The 21,997-nt window shown below is 38.5% G+C and carries 18 protein-coding genes and 1 other annotated feature; of the genes, 17 read left to right on the top strand and 1 reads right to left on the bottom strand.

The window, feature by feature from the left end:
- Positions 1 to 257 precede the first annotated feature (257 nt).
- Both PATL70BA_RS02520 and PATL70BA_RS02515 read left to right on the top strand, forming a co-directional pair.
- A complete protein-coding gene (locus PATL70BA_RS02520) occupies positions 258 to 1,490 on the top strand; it encodes a serine hydroxymethyltransferase (RefSeq protein WP_125135902.1) in 1,233 nt (410 codons plus the stop codon).
- Positions 1,491 to 1,681: 191 nt separating this feature from the next.
- Positions 1,682 to 2,320, top strand: a complete 639-nt coding sequence (locus PATL70BA_RS02515; RefSeq protein ID WP_125135901.1) for a nucleotidyl cyclase domain-containing protein — start codon at positions 1,682 to 1,684, stop codon at positions 2,318 to 2,320.
- Between the two features lie 33 nt (positions 2,321 to 2,353).
- Here the strand turns inward: PATL70BA_RS02515 and PATL70BA_RS02510 are convergent, their stop codons facing one another.
- A complete protein-coding gene (locus PATL70BA_RS02510) occupies positions 2,354 to 2,989 on the bottom strand; it encodes a lactate utilization protein (protein WP_125135900.1) in 636 nt (211 codons plus the stop codon).
- Between the two features lie 195 nt (positions 2,990 to 3,184).
- Between PATL70BA_RS02510 and hydE the strand changes: the two genes are divergently transcribed.
- From hydE to PATL70BA_RS02435, 15 genes are all read left to right on the top strand, one after another.
- The gene (hydE, locus tag PATL70BA_RS02505) at positions 3,185 to 4,234 is read left to right on the top strand and encodes a [FeFe] hydrogenase H-cluster radical SAM maturase HydE (protein WP_125135899.1); all 1,050 of its coding nucleotides are present in this window, start codon (positions 3,185 to 3,187) and stop codon (positions 4,232 to 4,234) included.
- A 168-nt stretch (positions 4,235 to 4,402) separates the two neighbouring features.
- The gene (locus PATL70BA_RS02500) at positions 4,403 to 5,692 is read left to right on the top strand and encodes a diguanylate cyclase domain-containing protein (protein ID WP_125135898.1); all 1,290 of its coding nucleotides are present in this window, start codon (positions 4,403 to 4,405) and stop codon (positions 5,690 to 5,692) included.
- Between the two features lie 161 nt (positions 5,693 to 5,853).
- Complete coding sequence (locus PATL70BA_RS02495) at positions 5,854 to 6,249, top strand: arsenate reductase ArsC (protein WP_197715780.1); 396 nt, start codon at positions 5,854 to 5,856, stop codon at positions 6,247 to 6,249.
- A 181-nt stretch (positions 6,250 to 6,430) separates the two neighbouring features.
- A complete protein-coding gene (locus PATL70BA_RS02490) occupies positions 6,431 to 8,566 on the top strand; it encodes a DNA topoisomerase 3 (protein WP_125135897.1) in 2,136 nt (711 codons plus the stop codon).
- Positions 8,563 to 10,344: a bifunctional homocysteine S-methyltransferase/methylenetetrahydrofolate reductase gene (locus PATL70BA_RS02485; protein ID WP_125135896.1), complete on the top strand. Its 1,782-nt coding sequence runs from the start codon at positions 8,563 to 8,565 to the stop codon at positions 10,342 to 10,344. Before PATL70BA_RS02490 ends, PATL70BA_RS02485 begins: the two co-directional genes overlap by 4 nt.
- Before the next feature lie 127 nt (positions 10,345 to 10,471).
- Positions 10,472 to 10,990, top strand: a complete 519-nt coding sequence (locus PATL70BA_RS02480) for a MotA/TolQ/ExbB proton channel family protein (RefSeq protein ID WP_125135895.1) — start codon at positions 10,472 to 10,474, stop codon at positions 10,988 to 10,990.
- Positions 10,977 to 11,687, top strand: coding sequence for an ExbD/TolR family protein (locus tag PATL70BA_RS02475; protein ID WP_125135894.1), 711 nt, complete (start codon positions 10,977 to 10,979; stop codon positions 11,685 to 11,687). The genes PATL70BA_RS02480 and PATL70BA_RS02475 overlap by 14 nt, the downstream gene beginning before the upstream one ends.
- A 31-nt stretch (positions 11,688 to 11,718) precedes the next feature.
- Positions 11,719 to 12,162: a hypothetical protein gene (locus PATL70BA_RS02470; protein WP_125135893.1), complete on the top strand. Its 444-nt coding sequence runs from the start codon at positions 11,719 to 11,721 to the stop codon at positions 12,160 to 12,162.
- A gap of 137 nt (positions 12,163 to 12,299) precedes the next feature.
- Positions 12,300 to 12,526, top strand: a binding site (T-box leader).
- A 199-nt stretch (positions 12,527 to 12,725) separates the two neighbouring features.
- Entirely contained in the window at positions 12,726 to 13,229 is a 504-nt protein-coding gene (ilvN, locus tag PATL70BA_RS02465; RefSeq protein WP_125135892.1) for an acetolactate synthase small subunit, read from the top strand.
- Between the two features lie 57 nt (positions 13,230 to 13,286).
- Complete coding sequence (gene ilvC / locus PATL70BA_RS02460; protein WP_125135891.1) at positions 13,287 to 14,276, top strand: ketol-acid reductoisomerase; 990 nt, start codon at positions 13,287 to 13,289, stop codon at positions 14,274 to 14,276.
- A 99-nt stretch (positions 14,277 to 14,375) separates the two neighbouring features.
- On the top strand, positions 14,376 to 15,965 hold the full coding sequence (gene cimA, locus PATL70BA_RS02455) for a citramalate synthase (RefSeq protein ID WP_330510175.1): 1,590 nt from the start codon (positions 14,376 to 14,378) through the stop codon (positions 15,963 to 15,965).
- Positions 15,966 to 15,977: 12 nt separating this feature from the next.
- Positions 15,978 to 17,051, top strand: a complete 1,074-nt coding sequence (leuB, locus tag PATL70BA_RS02450; RefSeq protein ID WP_125135889.1) for a 3-isopropylmalate dehydrogenase — start codon at positions 15,978 to 15,980, stop codon at positions 17,049 to 17,051.
- Positions 17,052 to 17,176: 125 nt separating this feature from the next.
- Complete coding sequence (gene ilvD / locus PATL70BA_RS02445; RefSeq protein ID WP_125135888.1) at positions 17,177 to 18,835, top strand: dihydroxy-acid dehydratase; 1,659 nt, start codon at positions 17,177 to 17,179, stop codon at positions 18,833 to 18,835.
- Between the two features lie 10 nt (positions 18,836 to 18,845).
- The gene (ilvB, locus tag PATL70BA_RS02440; RefSeq protein WP_125135887.1) at positions 18,846 to 20,501 is read left to right on the top strand and encodes a biosynthetic-type acetolactate synthase large subunit; all 1,656 of its coding nucleotides are present in this window, start codon (positions 18,846 to 18,848) and stop codon (positions 20,499 to 20,501) included.
- Positions 20,502 to 20,807: 306 nt separating this feature from the next.
- Entirely contained in the window at positions 20,808 to 21,980 is a 1,173-nt protein-coding gene (locus PATL70BA_RS02435) for a DEAD/DEAH box helicase (RefSeq protein ID WP_125135886.1), read from the top strand.
- Positions 21,981 to 21,997 lie beyond the last annotated feature (17 nt).

The raw sequence follows: 21,997 nt of genomic DNA, 5'->3' as shown, positions 1-21,997 counted from the left end.
CCATATAAACATATAAACATTATTTGATTGGACACTTGACGATTATTAAGGGATTAAAATGTCTGCAATCATTTTACTATGAAGGGGTCCACTATGTCAAAAATAGAATTTAATTCTGCATAAGATCAATGTTTTTATGATTTCATGATTCCATTCTAGAAAACCATATGATATAATACCACTAAATAATGGGTAGAAGTCATGGAACGACAATCAGGATAACCAAGTACATTCACGAATAATGGAGGAATAATCACATGTATTCATTTGATGAAGTAAGAAAAGCTGATCCTCAATTGGCAGAGGCCATGGAACTTGAGCTGAACAGACAAAGAAATAATATTGAGTTAATTGCATCCGAGAATTTTGTATCTAAGGCCGTTATGGCAGCGATGGGTAGTCCTTTGACGAATAAATATGCAGAAGGTTATCCGGGAAGAAGATATTATGGCGGATGTCAATTTGTTGATATGGCTGAAGAATTGGCCATCAGTCGCGCTAAGGAGATTTTTGGAGCAGAGCATGCCAATGTTCAACCACATTCAGGTGCTCAGGCTAATATGGCGGTTTTCTTCGGCGTGTTGGATCCAGGTGACAAGGTGATGGGTATGAATCTATCCCACGGTGGTCACTTAACGCACGGAAGTCCTGTAAATATGTCGGGTAAACACTATAAAATCATTCCATACGGTGTTAATAAGGAAGGTTTTATTGACTATGAAGCTTTAATGGCAATTGCCTTAGAAGAAAAGCCAAAGCTTATTATAGCAGGCGCAAGTGCCTATGCGAGAACCATTGATTTTGCCAAATTTAGAGAAGTTGCAGATGCAGTTGATGCCTATCTTATGGTGGATATGGCACATATAGCAGGTTTGGTTGCAGCAGGGCTTCATCCAAATCCGGTACCTTATGCTGATTTTGTTACCACAACTACCCATAAGACACTAAGGGGTCCAAGAGGTGGTATGATTCTATGTAAAGAAAAATATGCTAAAATCATAGATAAAGCAATTTTTCCTGGTATACAAGGTGGCCCATTAATGCACGTGATTGCTGCAAAAGCTGTTAACTTCAAAGAAGTCATGACAGAGGAGTTTAAGAATTATCAGAAACAAGTGGTTATAAATGCTGCAGCATTATCAGAAGCATTGATTAAAAGAGGCTTCGATATTGTATCCGGTGGTACGGATAATCATCTGATGTTGGTGGATCTACAAAATATAAAAATGACAGGCAAAGTAGCAGAGCATCTTTTAGATGAAGTCGGTGTAACTTGTAATAAGAATACAATACCTTATGACCCTGAGAGCCCCTTTGTAACCAGTGGCATACGTCTTGGAACCCCAGCTGTAACTACAAGAGGGATGACAGCTAAAGACATGGATGTGATTGCTGAGATTATTGAACTGACATTAAAAGATATAGATACCAATAGAGATAAAATCGTAGCTATGGTCAAAGAACTTGTGGACAAATACCCATTATACTAAAAGATAATAACAAGACCAATAACGAATACATAATATCACATACAAACAAGGCTGTCTTATAACCGAGACAGCCTTGTTTTATTGCATAAAGTCCATCCACATGCATTTGGCAAAGTTATAGAAGTGGTTGACACTTTTGATAATTGTGAGATAATTAAAAGTGTAGGACAAGCAGATTTGGGGGCGATTTAATGAATGAATCAATCAAGAGTGTACTGGTAAAGAACAAAAACTTGTTTAAAGAAGACTTGGGATTGTTTGAAATGATGGTTAGCTTAGTAGATGACCTTGACCCAATCGATCATAGGATTGTTAAATTAATTGAAGCATTTATATCAAAATACCAGGATCAGTATGGTAAAATCAATTCTTTGCTATTAAGTGACTTACTTGTTGAAGATGAAGAAGCATCTATTTTCATGCAATTGGATAGAGAATGTTCTAGAGCCAATAGGTATCAGCAAAACTTAACCACTTGTATGGTACATGTTAATTATAACCAAACTGAGGATGCGACTATGAACAACATGATGACTTTATTTGAAAAGGCCCTTAAAGACAGTTTGAGAATAACGGATTGTGTTGGGTTATATAGAGTGGATAAATTATTGATTTTGCTCCCTAACACGTTGAAAGATGATGCCATGTTGGTCATCAAAAAGTTGGAAGAACAAATCAAAGACATTGGGAAAGTACATAATATAGAACTTGGTGAGGTCTTTTCTGTCACAGAATTTATTCGGTGGGAATCTTATGAACTACTGCTTAAACGTTTGGAATACGGCATATTAAGAGGTATTCAAGACAATAAAAAAATCACATCCATGTAAAACAAACCCTCCTTAATATTAAGGAGGGTTTGTTTAATATCCGAGTATTTCACCTACTAGAATGACTTTGATTCGGTTTTCTTTGCCGGAACGCCTGGTTATAACAATATTGGAACAAATACAGTCATCCACCTGACAATCATGACAGAATCCGGTTTTTGAACAAGGTGTATTTTTGGATAGTCGTTGGGTGTTTGGTGGTGCAGCAAAATTCTTAACACGGCTTATGGCTTCATCTAAGTCGGTAGCCACTTTATTCATACCACAAATAACGATAACCTGTTTTGGACCATAAATAAGAGCAGCAACACGATTCCCATTGCCATCGATATTGACAAGGTGACCGTCTAGGGATAGAGCATTAGAACTCATAAGATATGTATCGCTATCAAAGGCTTTTAAATAGATGGAACGGACTTCCTCAGGTGAAGTTGCTTGTCTTCTGTCAAGGAGTTCATAAGAACCTTGTGTGATTTTATCAAGAAGACCCAGTTCCTCTAAAGTCATTGAGCCCCCAAAAGACACTTTGCTTCCTTCTTCCATTAAAGACATAGTAAGATCAATGGCTTCAGATTTGGTTTCACAATAGTAACCCTTCATATTTCTTCTTTCAAGGTTTTGAATAATAGTATTGCTTTGCTGCCTGTAGAACTTTTTGATAGGTGTCATTATAAAATCCTTTCTATTAGTATTAAAGAGTCATGTTATAAAACATTATAACCTTAGATGTACATAAGGTAAACACAAAGAAAAAGAACATTTAAGAAGCTAAGCTAATATTATTCACAATAAATTCACATAATTTTTAATAGGAATGTGGTATGATAGATGATATTGTGAAAGCTTTCACGAAAGGATGGCATAATGAAAAATATTATTGATCAAATATATAATACAAGTGAAGCAACTGGTGATGAATTATTGAGGTTACTGAACAATGTAGATGAAGAGAGTACTGCCTATCTTCATCTACGTGCTCATGAAAAAAGACTTTCAGTATATGGAAACAAGGTATTTATGAGAGGGCTTATTGAATTCACCAACTACTGTAAAAGTAACTGTATGTATTGCGGTATTAGAAGAGATAACAAAAATGCTGATCGTTATCGGCTGGACACAGAAACAATACTTAAATGTTGTAGAGAAGGTCATGAACTTGGTTATAGAACCTTTGTTCTTCAAGGCGGCGAAGATCCATTCTATACGGATGAAGATATTGTCACTCTGGTTAAAGCAATCAAATCGAACCATCCGGATTGCGCCATTACACTTTCCATAGGAGAAAAATCAAAAGAGAGCTATAGGCGCTATAAAGATGCCGGGGCAGACCGATATTTACTGAGGCACGAAACCAATACCAAGACCCTATATGAGAAACTACACCCGGATATGTCCTATGAAGCACGTATAAGGTGTCTTCAAGATCTTAAAGAGATTGGTTTTCAAGTAGGTGCAGGATTCATGGTAGGCTTACCGGGACAAGGCAATGAAGATTATGTTAAGGATTTACTCTTCCTTAAAAAACTACAGCCACATATGGTAGGTATTGGGCCATTTATTCCTCAACAAGATACACCCTTAGCGGGTGCTAATTCGGGCACATTAGAGACAACTTGCATTATGCTTTCTCTTGTAAGGCTGTTGTTACCTAAGGTCTTGTTACCGGCAACAACAGCTCTTGGTTCATTGGATCCTAAAGGTAGGGAGAGAGGTCTTCAAGCTGGTGGTAATGTTGTTATGCCGAACTTATCACCTACCAATGTGCGAGATAAGTATCTGCTATATGATGGTAAGATTTGTACAGGTGATGAAGCGGCTCATTGTAGAGGGTGTATTGAAAGACGCATCCAATCTGTCGGATTTGAAGTGGATATGTCAAGAGGTGACCATGTAGATCGCCTCACCCAAAAATAGGAATAATTTTTTAATGTAACAGGATAAAGCTTTCCAGTGATGGTGCTAACGTGGTACAATATAAGTAGTCGTAATAGAGATGACATTCATACTTAGTAAGCCTCTTTAATATCAAGGAAGTGATCCTATGGGACGGTGGGTTCCTGAATTCTCCAATAAAAAACCATATTGATTTCAAGCATCGTGGGCTTTAGTGCTTTCTTAATACTGGTATCCATTATACAGAATTATCATGAACAGAGACTACAAGATGAGATACTTGAAACCACTAAAAGCTATATGGTTTTTCAAACAGAGTTGGAAAATAGAATCTATACCAATATTTATCTATTAAATGGCTATGTAGCTTACCTCAAAACAGAGTGCGGGCTCGACTGGCGTCAGTCACCTAACTATCTATCGTCTTTAGTCGAAAACCGAGAAGTATATATTCGTAATATTGGTACGATTATGGATACCACCATTGTTAGCAATTACCCACTTGAGGGGAATGAAAGTACCTTAGGTGTTGATCTTGCGACCATTGAGAGTCAGAAGCAAATGGTTCTAGAAACGAAAAAAACATTGAAAAAAACATTTCAAGGCCCCATGCAGTTGGTACAAGGTGGCGAAGGCTTTGTTGTCAGAGTGCCTGTTGTAAGAGAAGACACCGGTTACTGGGGACAGGTGAGCATTGTCTTGGAAGCTGCACGCATCTATGAAGCGATAGATGCACTTGCTGAAAAAACATCTTTGAATATTCGGATATATAATGCCAAAGAAGATTCCTTTTATAGTTATGACGAAAATCCCATGAAGGATCCGTTAGTCTTTGTCATTAGTCCCTCGTTGATGAATTGGAAAGTGGAGGTAACTCCAATTACAGGTTGGAGTCATTTTGGAGCCACGCATATTATAGTGGGTGTAGCAAGTCTTTTGGCTTCAATGATCGTTGGTTTCCTATCTTATTATTCTTTGAAAACCAATTATAGAATCAAGCATAACTCTATACATGATAGTCTTACGGGGCTGCTTAATCGACATTTTTTGAACGATTATCAAGAACTTATCATTTCAGCAGCAGAAAGAAGAAAGGCTCTGGTTGGGCTACTGCTGTTGGATTTAGATAATTTTAAGAATATTAATGACACTTATGGTCATGGCATTGGTGATGAAGTGCTCATTGAAACGGCTAGGATTTTAAGGAAGGTCGTCAGAACCAACGAAGCGGTTTTTCGAATTGGTGGGGATGAGTTCTTAATTATTTTTCCGATGATAGAAGATGCAACTGTACTTGAGAATGCCGGTAATAGGATATTGGAAATGTTTCATGATGAATTCAGAATCAAAGACCATGACGTTTGGATTGCCTCAAGTATAGGAATGGGTGTCTACCCCACAGATGGTAAAGATTTTGAAGAAGTGCTACAAGTTGCGGATAATAATATGTATGAGCACAAAAAATCTAAAAAGAACTAATTAAGCTCAGTTTTGACTTTTCAGTTGTAAGGTTAAACGTATGTAAAATATTGTCAAATCTCATTTGAAAGGTTGACGTGAAGGCTAAAAGTGTTTATGATGGGTCTATTAGAAAACAATTATGAACCTTAATAGCGTAACATACATAAGGAGTGAAAATCATGAAAAAAGTAGCGTTTGTTTGCATACATAATTCCTGTAGGTCGCAGATGGCTGAAGGATTTGGAAAAAGTATAGGTCAAGGTATTTTTGAATCCTATTCTGCAGGTACGGAGCATTACCATGAAGTTAAACCGGGTGCAGTAACGGTTATGGAAGAAATCGGCATTGATATGAGCGACCATAAACTTAAGCTCCTATCCGACATTCCGGATATAGATATACTTATAACTATGGGCTGTGGCGTTGAATGTCCATACCTTCCTTGTAGTCATAGAGAAGACTGGGGACTTGAAGATCCTTCAGGTGGACCGATTGAAGGTTTTAGAGCTACAAGAGATATGATTAAGGAAAAGGTATTGGATTTAAAAGAACGTATTGAAAAAGGTACCCTATAAGCGTATGTAAATGATGTTAAGCAATAATAATTTAAAGATTAAATGTTAGGTCGTATCACAGCCTAGCATTTATTTTTTGTTTTCCGATTTAAGCCATTCTATTTGTACCACCCCTTGTGCTGTGATATAATTCTGTAAAGTGGAAATGAGCAAAAAGTAAGTTTGAAATGAGGAACACAATATGGGTAAAGAACTGATCATAGCAGAAAAGCCTTCTGTAGCAAGGGATATAGCCGAAGTACTTGGATGTACATCAAAAAGAGATGGGTTTATAGAAGGACAAGATTATATCATCACCTGGGCCATTGGTCATCTGATTACCCTTGCCGAACCGGAAGATTATCATGAAAAGTACAAAAAATGGGCATATCAGACACTACCCATCATACCTGAAACCATACAAATCAAGCCCTATGATAAAACCGTCAAGCAATTAAGCATCATCACACAACTGGTGAAGAGAAATGATGTGGCGGCACTTATTTGTGCTACAGACAGTGGACGTGAAGGAGAATTGATTTTCAGATACATCTATAGTTATACTAAGTCTCAAAAGCCATTTAAGAGATTATGGATTTCTTCTATGACAGATGAAGCCATAAAAGAAGGCTTTGCCAAACTAAAAGACGGAAAAGCATACGATCATTTGTACCATTCAGCAAAATGCAGGTCAGAATCGGACTGGTTGGTGGGTATTAACGCTACAAGAGCCTATACCACCAAAAATGATGTACTTCTAAGTATCGGAAGGGTACAAACACCCACATTGGCACTCATTGTTAATCGCTATAAGGAGATTGAGGACTTTGTACCTCAGGACTACTTTGAGGTGCAAGCTGATTATGGCCCATTCAAAGGCATCTGGTTTGAAGATAAGGTCAGTGAGACCAAGATCCTAAAAAAAGAACAAGCTGAAGCCATCGCAGAAAGAATCGTGGGGGAAAAAGGCGTTGTCACCAAAGTCACCCATAAGAAAAACAAATTGTTACCACCCTTACTCTATGACTTGACAGAGTTACAACGCGATGGTAACCGGTATTACGGATTTACCGCACAGATGGTTCTAACCATTGCTCAAAGCCTGTATGAACGTAGTAAGATGATTACCTATCCAAGAACGGATAGTCGGTACTTAAGTGATGATATGAAAGATCAAGTCAAAAAGACCCTACACAAGATTAACGTAGAGCCTTATAACAAGGCTTTAGCACCTGTATTAGCCAAAGAGATTAAATTTTCAAAAAGAATCATTGATAACACCAAGATCACCGATCATCATGCCATTATACCTACCAATGTAACACCGAATCTAAAAAGTCTATCCGCCGATCAACAAAAAATATACAATCTTATTGTGAAGCGCTTTATAGCGGTTTTTTATGAAGATCATTTGTTTAATTCCACAGAGATGATCATCCATGTGGCTGAAGACAGCTTTGTTTCCAAAGGCAAAGTCATCACACAAAACGGATGGAAAAGTTTATATAAGAGTGATAAAGACAACAACGATGTTGAACTGCCGGATCTTAAGAAAAAAGAAGAAGTGGATGTGGTCGGTTCAGAAGTTCTCATTAAGAAAACATCACCACCAAAACACTACAATGAAGCCACCCTTCTAAGTGCTATGGAAAATGCAGGCCGGTTCATAGAAGAGGACGATCTTAAGGAACAGCTAAAGGAGTCCGGATTCGGGACACCGGCAACACGGGCTGGCATTATTGAACGCTTGATTCAAGTCAAGTATATTACCAGAAAAGGCAAGTCTCTATACCCAACACCTAAAGGAATTAAACTCATCGAGATTGTGCCCGAAGAGCTTAAATCACCCATTACCACAGGCAAATGGGAAAAGGGCCTAACGAAGATTGCAAAAGGCGAACTAGATCCGGATAAATTCATGAACAGCATCCATAAATTTGTCATTTACTTAGTAGGCTCAGCCAATAAAACCAGTGGAAAGGTTGTCTTTGAACAAGACAAAAGCAAAGGCAAAAAAATCTTCACACCCAAAGGTCCGATACTAGGAGATTGTCCATTATGCCCAGATGGTAAAATCAGTGAAAACTCCAAATCTTTCTATTGTTCCAATTGGCGCAACGGTTGTAAAATGACCCTATGGAAAAATACATTAGAAAAATATGGTAAGACATTGGAGCCCTCTATTGTGGAACAACTCTTAAAAGACAAAGCAATCAAGCCTTATTATTTAACATTGCCTCAAACAGGAGAAAAGAAAAGTGCGACATTGGTACTCAACGACCAAGGCGAAATTATATTGCAGAATATGCATCCGATAAGTGAGGATGAGAAAAAATGATGATCAAAGATTATATAAAAGAACAAGTACTGCTTATGGATGGTGCAATGGGTACCTATTTTGCGGAGTTGACAGAGGGGCACTATACGCTATCAGAGCCAGCCAATATCAGCAAACCGGGTTTGATACTGGACATACATAGAGCTTACATAGAGGCTGGGGCTAAGTTAATTCGAACCAACACATTTGCGGCTAACCCCTATACCCTCTATAGAAGTTTCGATGAAGTTAAGAAAATTATCATTGCAGGCATAGATATTGCCAACGAAGCTGTAAAGGGCACAGACTGCTATGTTGCTTATAGTATAGGTCCCATTGGTGAGCCATATGACATTGAAGATTACGAGATAGAATCAACCTACCGTAAGCTTATTGATATCGGTTTGCTTAAGAATGTGAAAATAATACTTCTTGAAACCTTTAGTAGAATTGATCAAGTGAATCAACTGGTAGAGTATATACATGAGCATGGCCCGAACATACAGATTATGACTAATTTTACCGTAAATCAACATGGTTATACCAAAGTCGGTGTCAACAAAGAAAAAATCATTCAGCAAACCAGACAACAAGATTTAGTCACGACCTATGGTTTTAACTGTGGCATAGGTGCCAGTCATCTATTAAGCCTGATAAAAACCTTGGACTTTGATCCAAGCAAAATGGCAGCAGTACCCAATGCCGGCTATCCGGATCAGCAACTTGAAAGAACGGTATATCAAAGTAATGCAGACTACTTTGCCGATACCATGATTAAGATTTGTGAAGAAGGGGTTAGAATCGTTGGCGGTTGCTGCGGTACAACTCCGGACCATATTAGAAAAATACGAGAGCGGTTATATACCCTTGATTTTGGTGAAGTCAAATCTATAAGTAGGATGAAAAGAAAGTCCCTACCCTTGAAGCCTCTACATAATTCATTTAGAGAAAAGCTGGAAAAAAATGAATTTGTCGTCGCTGTTGAATTAGACCCACCCTTTAAGATGGATATGTCATTAATCATATCTTCAGCCCATTTACTAAAAGAGGTGGGTGTCGATATTATTACTTTTGCAGATTCACCACTTGGACGAACGCGAGCAGATGCACTTCTGGTTGCAGCTAAGATCAAACAACTAACAGGCATGGAAGTTCTACCTCATGTGTGTCTACGAGATAAGAATCTAATAGCACTTCGAGGCGGTTTGGTGGGTGCCCATTTGTCTGACATTAGGAATATTCTGATTGTAACTGGGGACCCGATTCCCAGTGATGATAGAGATGAAGTAAAAAGTGTTTTTAACATAAACGCCATATCCTTTATGCAGTATGTAACTGAGATTAACAGTGAGTTGGATAAGGATACCTTTTATATTGGCGGCGCCCTAAACCCTTATTCTCAAAATATGGATATTACAATCGAACGTGTGTTAAAGAAGAAAGAAGCAGGGGCTTCCTATTTATTGACGCAGCCTGTTTATAATGAAGCAGGCATTGAAGCCATAAAGAAGGTTAGGGATAGAACGGGCATAAAAATACTTGGTGGCATTATGCCCTTGGTCAGCTTACGAAACGCACGATTTTTACATTATGAATTTCCTGGTATTATTATTCCGGATGATGTCATGTCAAAGTTTGATGATACGATGACCAAAGAAGAGGCAGAAAAGGTGGGCGTCGAACTTGCTGTAACCCTTGCCAAAAAAATGAAACCTCATGTAGATGGTTTGTATTTCATGACACCCTTCAACCGAGCAACAATGATAGAGAAAATTATAAAAAAGCTAGATGTAAGATAAGATTAAGCTCAGATTCTGGTTTGAGTACAATAAAAGTATAGATGGTCATAGACCTTTATTTTATGTAATGGTACAATATTATTAAAGCCTTACTCTATTTTATAATAAATAACAACAGAGGTGACATATGTTTTCAATTATAGTAAAAAACCTGCTGGGATACGATTTAATCATACTTCTCTTAGCCCTGTTCAATGGTTTTGTTATCTATCCAAGAGCAGCCAAAGCCTGTGAAGACCTTAAGAATCAGCTACAACCTACCATCTATATACCCATATCCGTTTTTTTAAGAGATATGAAAGGCAATCATAAAGCCATTAACCTTCATGAAATCAAAAAGCTTAGAGATCAAGAAGTCCTATACATGAATATTTTATCCACCATCCATTCTGTATTTCCACTACTTGGTATATTAGGTACCATTATTGCCTTGCTTGGCATGGTAGATTTAGAAGGTGGCGGTGTTATCCTTAATTTTACAACCGCATTAACATCCACATTTTGGGGTTTGGTTTTTGCCATTGGATTTAAAGGTGTCAACACAACTTTATTATCTAAGAGTGAATTAAACAGTGAAGATTTTGAGTTGTTAATCAAACGGATTGATTCAATTAATGAGCGTGGTGACTTTAATGAAGAGACATAGGGAGAATACCATAGACATGACACCACTTCTTGATGTGGTATTCATATTATTATTTGCCTTAATCATGAATGTGACGGTTGCACAAGCGGAAGATGAAGCTGTCATAACCAATCAGGGTGCTCAAATTGTAGCGCTGGAACAAGATAAAACATCACTAGAAGAAGAAAAGACAGCGCTTGAAGAAGCAATAATTATGAATGAAGAACAAGTTCGTAATAATGAAGATAAGCTAGATGCTTTGTCGGAGGCACTTGAAAATCTGGTAAATATGGATCTTCAGAATCTACAGGATCCGGAAACCATTGCGTCTCTAGAAGCCATGTTTGAAGAAGGTGATTTGGTGGATACATGGCTTAGGTACCAACAGGTGGCCGACAAATACTTATTTGTAGAGATAAAAATAACAAATGATCATGGTCGAACCTATCTAAACGGCAACTATACAGGCATTAACATTGATCAACAGGATGTCATTGACAGAGAAGTGCGAAGCGACAAGGTAGCAAGTCTTTCCAGCCATATTCTTAATTGGTTGGACCATAGACAAGGTGGTTACAGTTTTGTATTTGTGACATTGGTATCAGAAGATGAAGTAACACGTGCGGCAACCAACGTGCTTCAAGATGCCTTAAACAGACTTCAGTTAAATTTTAACAAGGATTATTATATGATTAACAAATATATCCGTTACGAGTGAACGCGCCCCTAGAAAAGCCAGGAGGATACATATGGACCAAAATGAAAAAGCGATCAGAAAAGATGAAAGAAAAAAACAAAGACGAAAAAAATGGTCTAAAAAGCTGTTATTTATTGTACTCATAATCATCATTATACTATTAATACTCATTGGAAATGGTTACTTGGGTATTAGCCCTTTTAAATTCTATGGGGATGGTGATGGACCTATGAAGATTTCTTACGAGTCAGATGAAACGCCAGAAGAAGCAAGTGTAAAAACCCTAGAAATAATTGTAAATGGTTCCAAATTCCTATATGAAGACACAGCCTATACTATTGAAGAAATCAAAGTGCAGATTCAAGATAACATAGTGGATGGTGGTCAAGTGGCATTAATAGACCGGTTTGCTACAAGTCTTGATTTTGATGCATTGGTGAAGTGGTTGGACGAAGAAGATATCAAATACAATATTACAGAAGACTATGAGCAATAAGATAGGTACAAATTCTAAGCTTTAATCAGGATAGCGTTAAATGAGTAACGAATTAAAGTAAAAAATCAAGGTTGAATAAACTATTGACAAGGCGTAACAATCTTGGTACAATAAGTGAAACAAAAATGAATTGTCAGACAAATGCAATGACGGAGCAATAGATATTTCATCGTAGGCATAGAGAATCGATGGTTGGTGTAAATCGATACTACAGTCATATCCAAATCACTCTTGAGCTTTTTCGCAGAACGATCAGTAAGTGAAAACGGTAAGCCCCGTTATAGGCTAAGATTTGATAGAATCTTATAAGTGGTCGATAAAACGGCAACTAGGGTGGTACCGCGTGAGTGTTCACGTCCCTACAGTATACTGTAGGGACGTTTTTTATTATTTTGAAAGTACCACCTTCCTATATATAAAAACGTGGTAAAGCAATATGGTAAAAGTAAAAAGCATGTGATATAATAGCATTATTTAGCACATTAATACGCTAAACAAGAATACAATAGTGAACCTATTTAGGTATGAAGTCTTGATACCTGATTATAAGAGGAGGAATACGAATGAGTAGACATGTATTATCAGTATTGGTGAGTAACCATTCAGGTGTTTTAAGTCGAGTTGCAGGGTTGTTCAGTCGAAGAGGCTTTAATATCGACAGCTTGTCTGTTGGAGAAACTGAACATCCAGAGATATCAAGGATGACATTAGTTGCTCATGGGGACGATTTAATTATAGACCAGATTACAAAGCAGTTGGACAAACTCCATGATGTTTTGTACATCAAAGAGTTAAATGCTGAATTTTCTGTGTATAAAGAACTTGCCCTTGTAAAAGTGAAAGCTGAGAGCAAGACAAGGATTGAAATCATCGGTATCATTGATATGTTTGAAGGTGAGATTATTGATGCAGCAACAGAAGCCATCACAGTTGAGATAACAGGTGATACATCAGAGATTAATACGTTCATTAATTTACTTGAACCTTATGGTATTAAGGAATTAACACGAACTGGATTAATAGCACTACAAAAAGGTAACCACGAAATCAAAGATGACATTAAATAAATAGAATGAGCGTATACTTAAGTGTTAAACGCTTCGATATTAATGGAGGAATTAAAAATGGCAAAAATGTTTTATGAATCGGACTGTAATTTATCCTTATTAGACGGAAAAACAGTAGCAGTAATTGGATATGGATCACAAGGTCATGCCCATGCCCGTAATCTAAAAGACTCTGGTGTCAATGTCGTGGTTGGTTTATATGAAGGAAGCAAATCATGGGAGGTTGCAGAAAAAGATGGATTAAAAGTAGCAACAGCTGCAGAAGCAACTAAAGAAGCAGACGTGATTATGATCTTATTGCCGGATGAAAAACAAGGTGATGTTTATAAGCAAGACATAGCACCAAACCTTGAAGCAGGCAATGCTTTGGTATTTGCCCATGGTTTTAACATTCATTACGGACAAATCTTGCCACCTGAAGATGTTGATGTATTTATGGTTGCACCAAAAGGTCCTGGACATACAGTAAGATATCAATACGAAGAAGGCAAAGGTGTACCATGTCTTGTAGCGATTCATCAAGATGCTACAGGTAATGCAGAAGCGAGAGCATTGGCTTATGCAGCGGGTATTGGTGGTGCTAGAGCCGGAATTCTTGAAACTACTTTCAAAGAAGAAACCGAAACCGACCTTTTTGGTGAACAAGCCGTACTTTGTGGTGGCGTATCTGAGCTCATGAAAGCTGGGTTTGAGACATTGGTAGAAGCCGGTTATCAACCTGAGAGTGCTTATTTTGAGTGCGTACATGAGATGAAGCTGATTATTGACCTTGTAAATAAAGGTGGATTAAGCTTTATGAGATACTCTATCTCAGACACAGCTGAATTTGGAGATTACTCCATCGGAAAACGAATCATTACAGACGAGACAAAGAAGGAAATGAAAAAAGTGTTAGGTGAGATTCAAGACGGTACTTTTGCTCAAAGATGGATTTTAGAAAACAAAGCAAACAGACCGGCTTTCAATTCAAGAAGAAGAATTGAGTCTGAACTTCAAATCGAAGTTGTGGGTGCTGAACTAAGAAAAATGATGAGCTGGATGAAATAAGTAATCCTATTTTATGTAAGAGAAAATCTGATAATCACGACCAATGTGGTTATCAGATTTTTAAAAAACCGATACCCAATAAGGCTTGGAGGTATGGCAATGATGATAGAAATATATGATTCAACCCTAAGAGACGGTGCTCAAAGCGAGGGAATCTCTTTTTCGGTCAATGACAAACTGAAGATTGTAAAAGCGTTGGATGATATGGGTATACCATTTATTGAAGCAGGGAATCCGGGATCTAATCCAAAAGATTTGGAATTTTTTCAGGAAATTAAGAACTTAGAATTAAAACATTCAGCTATTGTAGCTTTTGGATCAACAAGAAGACGTGACATTAAAGTAGAAGAAGATGCGAATGTTCAATCTATGTTAGCTGCTGGCACCAAACACATCGCGATTTTTGGAAAAAGCTGGGATTTTCATGTTACAGATATTATTAATACAACCTTAGATGAAAACCTAAGAATGATTGAAGAGACCATTCGTTTTATGATAGAACAAGGTAAAGAAGTGACTTATGATGCCGAGCATTTTTATGACGGTTATAAGAATAATGAAGATTATGCCCTTAAAACCTTAGAAGCAGCATGTAAAGGTGGTGCCAAAAGACTCATTCTTTGTGATACCAATGGTGGCTCCCTACCATCAGAGATTTACAACATCACTAAAAAAGTAGGCGATACATTTAAAGATACTAAGATCGGCATTCATGCCCATAATGACAGTGGTTTGGCAGTAGCGAATTCTCTTATGGCGGTTGAGGCGGGTGCAATCCAGATTCAAGGTACTTTTGTAGGCTTTGGTGAAAGATGCGGTAACGCTAACCTCTCAACAATTATACCCAATCTGGAACTTAAGATGGGTAAGACGTGTATTTTAGAAGGTGAGCTTGAGAACCTTATGTCATCAGCAAAACTGATTTCTGAGATTGCCAATATTACACCAGATGAGCAAGCGCCTTTTATTGGTAGAAAAGCATTTACCCATAAAGGTGGTATGCATATAGATGGTGTTAACAAGAATTCAAAGAGTTTTGAGCATATCGATCCAAGTCTTGTAGGGAATTCAAGAAGATTCCTAATGTCAGAAGTAGCAGGACGCAGTTCCATACTCAAAAAAATCCAGAAAATAGCGCCGGATATACAAAAAGATTCTCCTGAAACCGGAGTTATTATGAAGAAACTCAAAGAGCTTGAACATGAGGGCTATCAATTCGAAGGCGCAGAGAGCACATTTGAACTGGTCATTCGTAAGCATCTTGGTAAATACAAACCATTCTTTGAATTAGAGAACTTTAAAACCATGGGTGAACGTCCGGATGCAAGTAGCCTATTTAGTGCCTATGCTATGGTGAAAGTCAATGTAGAAGGCAAGTCTAAAATGGTAGCAGCAGAAGGTGACGGTCCGGTCAATGCACTGGATAAAGCCCTTCGAGAAGCCTTAGAAGATTTTTATCCCGAGCTTAAGAAAGTGCATCTTATAGACTATAAAGTAAGGGTTCTTGACGGAAAAGAAGCAAGTGCCGCAAAAGTAAGGGTACTGATTACTTCCACAGACGGCACAAGAGACTGGACGACGGTTGGCGTATCAACAGATATTGTACAAGCAAGTCTTATTGCCATGGTGGATTCCATAGAAATCAAATTACTAAAAGACATAGAAGAAAAAATGAAAGCATATATGTAGAAGGAGACCGATATGAATTATAATATAGCAGTTATCAAGGGAGACGGTATAGGACCGGACATAGTTGACCAAGCATTGTTGGTGCTGGATCAAGTAGGTGAGAAGTTTGGACATACATTTAATTACACAGAAGTATTAGCAGGTGGCGCAGCCATTGATGCTGTGGGTCACTCTCTACCGGATGAGACGGTAACAGTTTGTAAAGCTTCAGATGCCGTTATACTAGGTGCTGTAGGTGGACCGAAATGGGACAGCCTTACGAGTGGTGACCGTCCGGAAAAAGCACTTCTTGGCTTAAGAGCCGCACTGGGTTTATTTGCCAACATTAGACCGGCCATTATGTACAATGAATTAAGAGATGCTTGTCCGTTAAAAGATAGAATCATCGGTGAAGACGGCATTGACATCGTGGTTGTACGTGAACTCACCGGCGGCATTTATTTTGGGGATCGTGGTCATGGCTTTGGTGATATGGGTGAATATATGTATGATACGATGAAATATTCAGAAAAAGAAGTTGAAAGAATTGCTATACGTGCATTTGAGATTGCGAGAAAAAGAAATAAAAAGGTAACCAGTGTGGATAAGGCCAATGTACTTGATAATTCTAAGCTATGGAGAAAAGTTGTAGAAAAAGTAGCTCTTGACTATCCGGATATTGAGTTAAACCATTTATATGTGGACAATGCAGCGATGCAGTTGGTCATTAATCCTAAGCAGTTTGATGTTATCGTAACCGGTAATATGTTTGGTGATATATTATCAGATGAAGCAAGTATGATTACAGGATCAATTGGGATGCTACCATCGGCAAGTCTTGGAGAAAGCGGGATTGGTATGTATGAACCCATACATGGCTCAGCGCCGGATATAGCTGGACAAGATAAGGCCAATCCTATTGCAACGGTTTTATCCATAGCCATGATGCTTAGGTACTCTTTTAATCTTGAAGCGGAAGCAGATGCTGTAGAGAATGCTGTTGCTAAAGTGCTTGAAGCCGGAAATAGAACAGGCGATATCATGAGTGACGGTTGTACACTGGTAGGTACCAAAAAAATGGGCGCGTTACTTCTTGAGCACCTATAACTTGCAAGTCAATGCATAACCGTTTATAATGTAAGTGATAATAAGTATCAACAAAGAACATATTAGTGATTTCATATAGAAATGGCGATAATTATTCATATTAATTTGAGAGGCATGGTGGAAAAATGAGAAGTGATCAAGTCAAAGAGGGTATTGAACGTGCGCCACATAGATCCTTGTTTAAGGCTATGGGTTATACGAATGAAGAAATAAATCGACCTTTAATCGGTATTGTCAATTCACAAAACGACATCGTACCGGGTCATATACATTTAGATACAATTGCAGATGCAGTAAAAACCGGAGTACTCATTTCAGGCGGAACGCCACTAGAGTTTTCCACCATCGCTGTCTGTGACGGTATTGCCATGGGTCATGGTGGTATGCATTATTCCTTGTCTTCAAGAGAGCTGATTGCTGATACCGTTGAAACAATGGCTATGGCCCATGGGTTAGACGCACTGGTATTTATACCGAATTGTGATAAAGTTGTTCCAGCCATGTTAATGGCAGCAGCTAGAATCAATGTACCAGCTGTATTTGTAAGTGGCGGACCGATGTTGTCCGTTGAAAAAGACGGCAAATACATTGATCTTAATTCCGTATTTGAAGCGGTTGGCGCTTATAAAGCTGGTACAATGACAGAAGAAGAAGTTTATGCTTGTGAAGACTCGGCTTGTCCGACTTGTGGTTCTTGCTCTGGTATGTTTACCGCAAACAGTATGAATTGTCTAACCGAAGCCATAGGAATGGGACTTCCTGGTAATGGAACCATACCTGCCGTATACGCAGAACGTATTCGTTTAGCCAAACAAGCAGGCATACAAGTTATGGATATGTTGTCGAAGAATATAAGACCTAGAGACATCATGTCACCAAAAGCATTTGAAAATGCCCTAACCGTAGATATGGCTCTTGGATGTAGTACCAATACTATGCTACATTTGCCAGCAATTGCTCATGAAGCAGGAGTAGAGCTTAATCTTGAGATGGCAAATGTTGTCAGTGCTAAAACACCAAATTTGTGTAAACTAGCACCAGCAGGACCCCATCATATACAAGACTTATACAATGCCGGGGGTATTCAGGCAGTCATTAAAGAATTAGACAGTATTGGTCTTATACATACAGACTTACCTACAGTAAATGGACGTACAGTTAAAGAAAACATCATGCGGGTGGTGAACCGTGATCCTAAGGTTATTCGTCCGGCTAGTGATCCATATAGTCCGACAGGTGGTATTGCAGTACTAAAAGGCAATCTGGCACCGGATGGTTGTGTCGTCAAAAAATCAGCGGTATCACCTGAGATGTTGGTTCATAGTGGACCGGCTAGAGTTTTTGATTCAGAGGATGATGCCATTGCAGCCATTTATGCTGAGAACATTGTAGCTGGTGATGTGGTAGTGATACGCTATGAAGGTCCAAAAGGTGGTCCTGGCATGAGAGAAATGCTCGCGCCAACATCTGCACTTGCAGGTATGCAACTGGATAAAAAAGTAGCTTTGATGACAGACGGCCGATTTAGTGGTGCTACAAAAGGTGCAGCGATAGGTCATATTTCACCGGAGGCGGCAGAAGGTGGTAATATAGGTCTGGTCAAAGAAGGTGACTTGATTAAGATAGATATCCCGGCCGGAACGATAGAATTAGATGTAACCGATCAGGAATTAGAAGAACGTAGAAAAACATTTGTACCAAAGGCGCCTAAGATTACAACAGGTTACGTGGCAAGATATGCAAGACTTGTCACTTCAGCAAGTACGGGTGCGATTCTAAAATAGGAGGTATACTATGGAATTAACAGGCTCACAAATCTTGATGGAATGTTTAAAAGAGCAAGGTGTAGATACAGTGTTCGGTTTCCCAGGCGGAGCGGTATTATATATTTACGACGAGCTTTTTAGACAAAAAGATAATTTTACGCATATATTAACGTCTCATGAACAGGGCGCATCCCATGCAGCAGACGCGTATTCAAGAAGTACAGGAAGAACAGGTGTCTGTATAGCAACATCAGGCCCTGGTGCAACCAATTTGGTAACAGGTATAGCCACAGCCTACATGGATTCAGTCCCTATGGTGGCCATAACAGGCAATGTGCTGGTAAGTCTTCTTGGAAAAGATTCCTTTCAGGAGATTGATGTTACGGGAGTAACAGCACCCATAACAAAACATAACTATATTGTTAGAGATGTGAATGATCTCGCAGATGTTATTCGGGAAGCTTTTTACATCGCAAACGAAGGGCGTCCGGGACCGGTACTCATTGATATTCCTAAAGATGTTTCAATTAACAAAGCACCATATGAATATAAGGTACCTAGACCAATTATTAGAGAAACAAAAAACTTTACTCAAGAAGATCTAGAAAAAGTTGTAAAAATGATTGAAGAATCCGAAAAGCCTTATATCTTTGCAGGTGGCGGTGTTACAATCTCAGATGCAAAAGAGGAAGCGGTTCATTTTGCAGAGTTGGTACAAGCACCGGTAACCTGTAGCTTAATGGGTATGGGCGGATTTCCAGGCCAACATGAGCTCTATACAGGCATGATTGGTATGCATGGCACAAAGGCTTCCAACATTGGCGTGCAAAATTGTGACCTCTTAATTGCCATAGGTGCCAGATTCAGTGACCGTGTTACCGGAAATACAGCAAAGTTTGCCATGAACGCTAAAGTTATTCATATTGACATCGATCCAGCAGAAATTAATAAGAATGTAAGTGTGGATCATTTTGTCATTGGTGATGTCAAAGAAATACTCTTGCAGCTTAATACTATGTTGCACAAACAGCATCATGAACCATGGCTTGAAGAAATCAAGACAATCAGTAAGAATTACCCCTTGGTATACCCAGAAGGATTAACCGGACAATATGCCATAGAGAAACTCTATGAATTGACAAATGGCGATGCCATCATCACAACGGAAGTTGGCCAGCACCAGATGTGGGCAGCACAGTACTACAAGTTTAAAGATCCAAAAATGTTTATCACTTCCGGCGGTCTTGGTACCATGGGATATGGTACAGGCGCTGCACTTGGTGCTCAAGCAGGTAATCCGGGTAAATTGGTTGTTAATATTGCCGGTGACGGTAGTTTCAGAATGAATTTGAATGAGATGATAACAGCCGTCAGGTACAATCTTCCAATCAAAGTCATGGTCATCAACAACTGTGTTTTAGGCATGGTACGTCAATGGCAAACTATTTTTTACGACAATCGCTATTCCTTTACTCATCTGACAGACATTAATTATGACAGCTTGGCAGATGCTTTTGGATGTAAGGCTGTTAACATAACCACAAAAGAAGATGTTGAACCACTACTTAAGAAAGCACTCGAGATGGAAGGACCGGTCATCATCAATGTGGTTATTCACATGGATGAGATGGTATACCCAATGGTAGCCCCTGGCGCCCCCATCGACGATCTGATTACAGAATAAGATTATAGTTACTAGACTATAGTTGAACTTCTATCTTCTGAGTATAGTTTCGAAAGCATCAACGAAATCTATAGGAAGAAGATAGAATAGAGAAACATAGGATAGGGACTATAATCAAATAGAGAATAAGATTATAGTTACTAGACTATAGTTGCATAAGTCTCTTAGTGAAATGAGCTAAGAGGCTTATTTTGTGTGTAGAAGAATAATAATGATAGAGTAATGAATGTTCTGATGCTATAATGTAGCAATATAAGAACGAAAGAGACGGCAAAAACAACAATAGAAGATAGGCATGGTAAGATAATGATATTTAAAGATCTAGGGATTATACCTTCATTATTAAAAGCAATAGAAGAGCAAAAATATACAGATCCTACACCTATTCAAATAGGGGCAATTCCACCTCTCCTAGAGGGGCGGGATTTTTTAGGTTGTGCCAGAACAGGTACCGGTAAAACAGCAGCTTTTGCGATACCCATATTACAGCAATTATCAAAAAAGGAACACAACCCGGAAGCGTTTAATCGGATTCAGGCTTTAGTCTTGGCACCCACGAGGGAGCTTGCCATACAAATCGGTGAGAGCTTTACAACTTACGGCCAATACCTTGAAATACGTACGGGCGTCATTTATGGCGGTATTACACCAAAACGACATATAAAAGTGCTAAAGAGAGAACCACATATCCTAATTGCAACACCCGGTAGACTGTTGGATTTATTTGAACAAGGCTATGTTGATCTAAGCCAAGTTGAGATGCTTGTTCTTGACGAAGCAGACCGGATGCTTGACTTAGGTATGGTTAAAGACGTGAAATCAATCCTATCTAAATTACCAAAAAAGCGACAGAATATGTTGTTTTCAGCAACCATGCCGGATGAGGTTATGAAGCTCGTTCATACCATATTAAAAAATCCTGTAAGTATCAAAGTTAAGAGTACACCTGTGAAAAAACCAAAAATTAAACAGGTTCTTTATTATGTGGATGAACCGGACAAAACCTCCTTATTGCTTCATTTGCTTAAGGAAACTTCATTTGAATCGGTTTTGGTTTTTGTACGAACCAAAAAGAAAGCAGATAAGGTCAGTAAAGCAATAAATCAGCAAAACATAAGGTCAAAAGCAATTCATGGTGATAAAAACCAATCTGAACGCTTAAAAGCATTGGAGTTTTTTAAGAATAAAGAAGCAAGGGTTCTAGTTGCCACAGATGTGGCTGCACGAGGCATAGATATAGACAGGTTAAGCCACGTTATCAATATGGACATTCCAAGTGTTGCAGAAAACTATATCCATAGAATCGGTCGAACGGGGAGAGCCGGATTATCCGGTACGGCCATTTCATTTTGCAGCAATCAGGAAATCCCTTATCTTAAAGCTATCGAAAAACTACAGCATCAAAAGATAAGCGTTGAAAAAGACAACCCCTATCCATTGATGCATTTGATCATCAAGGAAAATAGAAAAAGCCATTGATTTTCCAATTTTGATTC

The organism is Petrocella atlantisensis (assembly GCF_900538275.1).
Taxonomy (GTDB): domain Bacteria; phylum Bacillota; class Clostridia; order Lachnospirales; family Vallitaleaceae; genus Petrocella; species Petrocella atlantisensis.
Note: the sequence above shows the minus strand (reverse complement) of the source record. Positions and strands in the feature narration are given on the sequence as shown.

Coding starts and splice junctions, on each gene's coding strand:
- PATL70BA_RS02520 (WP_125135902.1), top strand. CDS start 258: ATGTATTCATTTGATGAAGTAAGAAAAGCTGATCCTCAATTGGCAGAG.
- PATL70BA_RS02515 (WP_125135901.1), top strand. CDS start 1,682: ATGAATGAATCAATCAAGAGTGTACTGGTAAAGAACAAAAACTTGTTT.
- PATL70BA_RS02510 (WP_125135900.1), bottom strand. CDS start 2,989: ATGACACCTATCAAAAAGTTCTACAGGCAGCAAAGCAATACTATTATT.
- hydE (WP_125135899.1), top strand. CDS start 3,185: ATGAAAAATATTATTGATCAAATATATAATACAAGTGAAGCAACTGGT.
- PATL70BA_RS02495 (WP_197715780.1), top strand. CDS start 5,854: ATGAAAAAAGTAGCGTTTGTTTGCATACATAATTCCTGTAGGTCGCAG.
- PATL70BA_RS02490 (WP_125135897.1), top strand. CDS start 6,431: ATGGGTAAAGAACTGATCATAGCAGAAAAGCCTTCTGTAGCAAGGGAT.
- PATL70BA_RS02485 (WP_125135896.1), top strand. CDS start 8,563: ATGATGATCAAAGATTATATAAAAGAACAAGTACTGCTTATGGATGGT.
- PATL70BA_RS02480 (WP_125135895.1), top strand. CDS start 10,472: ATGTTTTCAATTATAGTAAAAAACCTGCTGGGATACGATTTAATCATA.
- PATL70BA_RS02475 (WP_125135894.1), top strand. CDS start 10,977: ATGAAGAGACATAGGGAGAATACCATAGACATGACACCACTTCTTGAT.
- PATL70BA_RS02470 (WP_125135893.1), top strand. CDS start 11,719: ATGGACCAAAATGAAAAAGCGATCAGAAAAGATGAAAGAAAAAAACAA.
- ilvN (WP_125135892.1), top strand. CDS start 12,726: ATGAGTAGACATGTATTATCAGTATTGGTGAGTAACCATTCAGGTGTT.
- ilvC (WP_125135891.1), top strand. CDS start 13,287: ATGGCAAAAATGTTTTATGAATCGGACTGTAATTTATCCTTATTAGAC.
- cimA (WP_330510175.1), top strand. CDS start 14,376: ATGATGATAGAAATATATGATTCAACCCTAAGAGACGGTGCTCAAAGC.
- leuB (WP_125135889.1), top strand. CDS start 15,978: ATGAATTATAATATAGCAGTTATCAAGGGAGACGGTATAGGACCGGAC.
- ilvD (WP_125135888.1), top strand. CDS start 17,177: ATGAGAAGTGATCAAGTCAAAGAGGGTATTGAACGTGCGCCACATAGA.
- ilvB (WP_125135887.1), top strand. CDS start 18,846: ATGGAATTAACAGGCTCACAAATCTTGATGGAATGTTTAAAAGAGCAA.
- PATL70BA_RS02435 (WP_125135886.1), top strand. CDS start 20,808: ATGATATTTAAAGATCTAGGGATTATACCTTCATTATTAAAAGCAATA.